Origin of the sequence: Williamwhitmania taraxaci (assembly GCF_900096565.1) — a bacterium.
GTDB classification, from domain to species: domain Bacteria; phylum Bacteroidota; class Bacteroidia; order Bacteroidales; family Williamwhitmaniaceae; genus Williamwhitmania; species Williamwhitmania taraxaci.
In genome coordinates, this window is sequence record NZ_FMYP01000079.1 from 11,092 (window position 1) to 16,597 (window position 5,506).

The following is a 5,506-nucleotide window of genomic DNA, read 5'->3' on the forward strand; positions in this document are numbered from 1 at the left end:
TTGTTTCCACTGTCAATTATTCATGCAGCCCTTGTAGATAGGCAATAGTATATTTAACAATTGAAAATGTTTCCACTGTCATTTGCCAATGTTTAGCTGTCACTTGTTTTTTAATGGGTAAATTGAGCATACTACTTATTCATCCAATCCATTAACGCCTGCATCTTACTTGGGTTGTCGGCAATCCATTTTTTCACCTCATCGGCATTAATCGATTTAGAAATATAGTAGCAGAATGCCTCATAGTTGTTGGTAGCAACCAAATCGTTGAATCGTGCAACGTAAATATCCCACCAAAAGCCGGTTTTATCCTTTTTCATCTCGCCCAAAATGCTGAATATGCCTCGGGTGCTCTCCACAAATATTTGCATATCGCTCTTATTCCTATTCGCGGCAGCGTATCGCGCCGCAGCCCGTAAGCTCACCATCATTTCGGCACCGGAAAATTCATTGCTGCTGCTGGTATCGGATACAATTTTCATATCGACGTTCTTCTCATCTTTTTGCGTTACGCCTTGTATCAACATCTCCCTTACTTTGATGTAGTTAATCTTCGATCGCTGAGAGTTGGGCTCCAGCATTAGGAAGTAGTAGAGTGGCAGCAATGATTTGATTTGTTCTTCCTTTGCTTGCACAATGGTAGACAAGGCCAAGTGGCTGCTGGGATGCTTGGGTTTTGCAATAATGGCATTAATGGCGGCCACCTCGGCTTTCTCGTAGTTCTGCAACTTGTAGTAGGTTAGAGCGAGGTTATAGTTCAGCAGATTGCTATTGGGGAACAGAGCCAATCCCTCAACAAATACGTCGACGGCTTTCTTCGACTTGCCCAACATATCCAACGAGCTGCCCAGCACAACATATGCCTCGTGGAGGTGGCTTCCGTTTTGCTTAATCACCTTCTTGCTATACCTTACTGCATTATCGTATTGCCCCATAGTCATGTAGGTATAGGAGAGCTCATAGGTTGCAAACTCGGAGTTGATATCGATTTCCAACGCCGCGTTATACTTGGCCACGGCCTCAGCATATTTTCCCTGATCATTGAGCTCGATGCCTCGCTTTACCAGCTCGTTAATCCTGTCTTCCTGTCCAAAAAGGGTTACGGTAAAGAGTAATCCAATGGTGAGTGTCAGTAGAAATTTCATATCGATTCGGTTTAGTGGGTCACACAAAGCTGACGAATACCGGATAATAACCTGCCTGTAGTTTCATATATCGGTAAAACGGGAAGGCAAGGCAAATGGTTCCGGCGCATCAAATGGGTTACATCAAATCCGCCAGTGGCCATATGCGAAAATAGCGCTATTTTTCTACGTCAGCATCAACACTTATGCTAATACCAATGGGTGCCGATTCCCATGCACCCTGACTCGTCTTCCGATAGTATGTCTTATTCATGAATCCTGCACAAAAATATAGATAACCTTTCCCTAAATCCTTCACATGCTCTACTGTAACAAGAAAATCGCCTTCCATTACCAGATGCTGCGCCTGTAGATCTACTTTGATCTCCTCCTTCACCTCGGCTTTCGACATATGGATATAAATTGGACTGCTTAAGATATTCTCAAAATTATTCTTTCCCAGCACCTTGTATATGTTGAGTCGGTAAAAGATGGAGTCGTATGAGCAAGCAGCAATGTTAATGTTTACGCTCTTGATGATGGCGGTTTTTTTGATGTGCATTAAAATCCCAAACTCATAGCCGAGAAGGTTGTCCTTGAATCCGGCCGAAATATTTTTGAAGTGTGTCTCAACCCCTAAGGTCTTTCGCTTATACGTTCTCGGCTTAACAACTACTTCTTTTAGCTGGTACATCCTCTCTTTCAACAGGATATTTTTATTCTCTCTTCTTTTGAGATCGGCAATTTTTATGGCAAAGGGTAGGTATCCAATGCTCGAAAACAAAAGAGTGTCGTTATCGAATTGTGAATCGATGGTAAGGTTGTATTTTCCATTAAAATCGGATACAGTGCCAATATTTTTCATCGCCACCCCTATATTCACATATTCTACAGGCAATTTACTCTTATCGTTAATCACAACACCCGAGATGCTTTGTGCAAAAATCGTGTTGCTAAAGAGTAGTAAAAAGAGAATCATTAATCGCATATTGATAAGGCTTTAATGGGTTGTTATAAGTTTATATATTACCGTTATTCTATGCAGTAGCTATTTGCTTTACTGCACTACCTGTATGTTTATCGACTTTGTGATGTCCATAAGTCATAACGAAGATAAACCAATTCTGGGGATCATCAAGGGAATGATCTGGTATTTCGTGATCCCTTCAGGATTTCGCGTAATATAGCGAATCCCGCCAATTGGCGGGATTCGTATGTGCTATTCGAGAATAAAAACGCTACCAGCTTATGGGGAAGTAGTCCTTTAGGAACCTTCCGCTCCAGTGCTTCCCGGTATTTATACCATCGATAAAGGGATCGCACACACGGGCTGCTCCATCTACAATATCTAATGGGGGTTGGAAATCGTGTACCTGCTGCTTGTGCTTGGCCAGCTCGGCAGGATCTTCGTCGGTAACCCAGCCTGTATCTACTGCATTCATAAAAATCCCATCCTTCGCTAGGTCGCTGGCGGCAGTATGGGTAAGCATATTGAGGGCTGCCTTAGCCATGTTGGTATGTGGATGCCGATCGGCCTTTTTAAAGCTATGAAACTTCCCCTCCATGGCCGATACATTTACCACATGCTTCATACCGGTATAATCCTTACGCATCAGTTCGGTAAGTCGATTGCAAAGCACAAATGGGGCAATGGAATTCACGAGCTGCACCTCCACCATTTCGAGGGTCTCTATCTGTCCGAGCTTTAGTCGCCAGCTGTTGGTGGTGCGCAAATCGACCTGCTGAAGGTCGGCATCGAGCTTCCCTTCGGGGAATACCTCTCGGGCCTCAATGGAGTTATCGAACCGATAGGGCACCTGCGATAGCTGCGCCGAAGCACGAATACCGATGCCCGGAGCTTGCCCGGTCCAGTTTACAGCTAACGCCTTACTCGATTCCGATCCGGAAGTTACCGAACCCTCAATCTCGTGCAGGCATTGCTGATGATGTGCGAGTAAGCCCTGCACATCTGGTGTGTGCTCATGGAACGGCAACAGCTCGTTGTCCATTAGGTGGGTGTAAAACCCAGCTGGCCTACGCACGGTTTGTGCCGCATTATTGATGAGGATATCGAGTCGCTTATACTTCTGCTCCACGTAGGAGGCAAAGAGCTCTACGCTTGGAATGTGCCGTAAGTCGAGCCCATAAATATGTAGGCGATGACCCCAATCGGCAAAGTCCTTCTCCTTGGCAAACCGAATGGCCGAGTCGGCGGGAAAGCGGGTGGTGGCAATAACGGTTGCTCCGGAGCGCAGCATCATGAGGGTGGCGTGGTAGCCAATCTTAAGCCGCGATCCGGTAATGAGGGCAATTTGTCCGGTAAGATCGCATGACTGGAACCGCTTGGAGTAGTTCAAATCGCCACACTCCTTGCACATAGAGTCGTAGAAGTGGTGAATCTCGGTGTATGGTTTCTTACAAACGTAGCAGTTTTGCTCGGAGGTAAGAAAGTGTTTTGCCTCACTAGAGGTCGATCCCGATGCCGGAAGAGCCACCTGTGTGGGTGCTTCAAATACGCTTGCTATACGTGCGCTTCGTATGCTTGTGGCAGCACGTGCATTCCGATTGCTGGTAATCTCGGCTTGCTTGCGAGCCACCTTTACGCTCTTGTTCCGCTTGTATATTTCGGCTTTATCGGGTCGGGTAATCTGGCCGGCAGCCTTCATAAGCTTTAGCAGCTGCTCGGGTGATAGGTGAATGAGTTGATCACCATTTTCGAGCAGATGCTCTAAAACCGATATACAGCTATTAATTTCTATCTCCGTTAATTTGCCCTTTTGTTCTGCACTATTCTCCATTAACTATCGCCTATTTCTTAGGGTGCAAAGATAGGTTAATTTGCCAATGCAAGAGGCCGAATACACGATAAGGGGTTCGGTGGGATAAGCACAGCAATTTGGGCAACAACCAGGTGAGGATAAATTGGATGTAGATCATTCCTCACCGCACAAACAATAGGTAGGGGACTATACGATTGGACTTGTTTTATTTAGAAACAAAGTTTACGCTGCTGCATACATTCAACCACCTGGTGGTGGTTGCGTAGCACCTATGCCCTACCCCGAATTGCATTTGGAGCCAGTCAAATTCAATCCCATCAGGATTTCGTGCATAAAACCCCGAAACTACTGCAATAAATGAATAGGAGTAAATTGGTTCTCGGTTTACTTAGATGCAGTAGTTGTGCTATTGAGTTTAGGCATCACTACATGATGGGCTATGTAAAAAGGAAGAAGCTTGTTGATGCCGTGTTCAAACCTTGCCTTACAGTTCTCAATTCGCCCATCATACTTCAACACCTTAGGAATGCCCAGCGAGAAAACGCCCTGTCCTTTAGCCATTCGAGTCAACTTATGGAGAGCCGCTGGTGATAAGCGAACATAGAGTGGATCGAGGATTAAGCATTGTTCGGTCATGCCATACTCCAAACCCCAATTCACAGCATCGTTTCCTACAATGATGGTATCGGAGAAGTAGATATTCTTGAGTAATGGAAACGCAAAGGCGAATACCGTTTTTGAACCTTCGTTTGCAAACTTTACCACTTCGCTGTTTCTAACAATAAAAAAGCGAATGAATCCATTATCCATTTCGGCTAGCTGGCCGGCAGCAATCGATGCTATTCCTATCCATTTTATTTCGTGCCCCTGCCGTTCCCTTTCCAGGTCGAACCACAAATAGAAATCCCGTATCTGACTAATTGTTTTATATTTTCGATTACCATTTTCGCAAGAGAGATTAAACAAGTTGGCCTGTTTCCATTTCTCGCTCAAGCGTGTTCTGTCTTTTCTCAGCCAGCATCCCTCCCGAAGCGATGATTCTCCTGTTTCTTTTTGATATGCCCTTAAGCTCTTCCACTCCTGTGCCACGGATTGGTTGGTATTCAATAAAACTAAAAATGTAGCTACTGCTGTAATTAATGCTTTCAAATGTATGGATATGTTAAGTGGTATTCGTGTTGATCTTAGCTGAATAGTTGATGATAAAGAAAATACTTACACTTTAAATAGTGGAGGATTTTTACAATAGTTCGGTAATAACTAGTGTAAATATTTGACAATCAGAAAAATAGGCGTGAATAAATTTGAATAAGACCTTAGAAATCAGTATCTTAAAAGATTATTCCAGTAATTTTCTAAGCATGATTCCTAAGGTCAGTAATATTGTTAAGTATTACATATACAGCACATTAAACAACGACTGTTTTAATAAACTCAATAAAACTCGCAAAGATTTTGTTGTAAGCGTTCTTTGGCACATTTTGAGTATCAAAGGTAGGATAAATTTCTTACAGCTGGGTCGCTTTAGCCAATCTAGCGAACAGACCTACCGCAACCAGTTCGAGAAACCGTTCGATTTCTTTTCGTTCAACGAGCAGCTCA

4 protein-coding genes and 1 pseudogene are annotated in these 5,506 nt (G+C 44.0%); 1 reads left to right on the plus strand and 4 read right to left on the minus strand.

The window, feature by feature from the left end; translation table 11 throughout:
• Positions 1-131 precede the first annotated feature (131 nt).
• From BLS65_RS15270 to BLS65_RS15285, 4 genes are all read right to left on the minus strand, one after another.
• Entirely contained in the window at positions 132-1,145 is a 1,014-nt protein-coding gene (locus BLS65_RS15270) for a tetratricopeptide repeat protein (protein WP_092440551.1), read from the minus strand.
• Positions 1,146-1,302: 157 nt separating this feature from the next.
• Positions 1,303-2,112 carry a carboxypeptidase-like regulatory domain-containing protein gene (locus BLS65_RS15275; protein WP_092440553.1) on the minus strand — a complete coding sequence of 270 codons (810 nt, stop codon included), beginning with the start codon at positions 2,110-2,112 and terminating at the stop codon, positions 1,303-1,305.
• A 250-nt stretch (positions 2,113-2,362) separates the two neighbouring features.
• Positions 2,363-3,922, minus strand: a complete 1,560-nt coding sequence (locus tag BLS65_RS15280; protein WP_092440555.1) for an SDR family NAD(P)-dependent oxidoreductase — start codon at positions 3,920-3,922, stop codon at positions 2,363-2,365.
• Positions 3,923-4,288: 366 nt separating this feature from the next.
• On the minus strand, positions 4,289-5,053 hold the full coding sequence (locus tag BLS65_RS15285; RefSeq protein ID WP_125869902.1) for a hypothetical protein: 765 nt from the start codon (positions 5,051-5,053) through the stop codon (positions 4,289-4,291).
• A gap of 212 nt (positions 5,054-5,265) precedes the next feature.
• Here BLS65_RS15285 and BLS65_RS15290 point away from each other — a divergent pair.
• A pseudogene (locus BLS65_RS15290) lies at positions 5,266-5,506 on the plus strand (hypothetical protein); the annotation flags it as partial.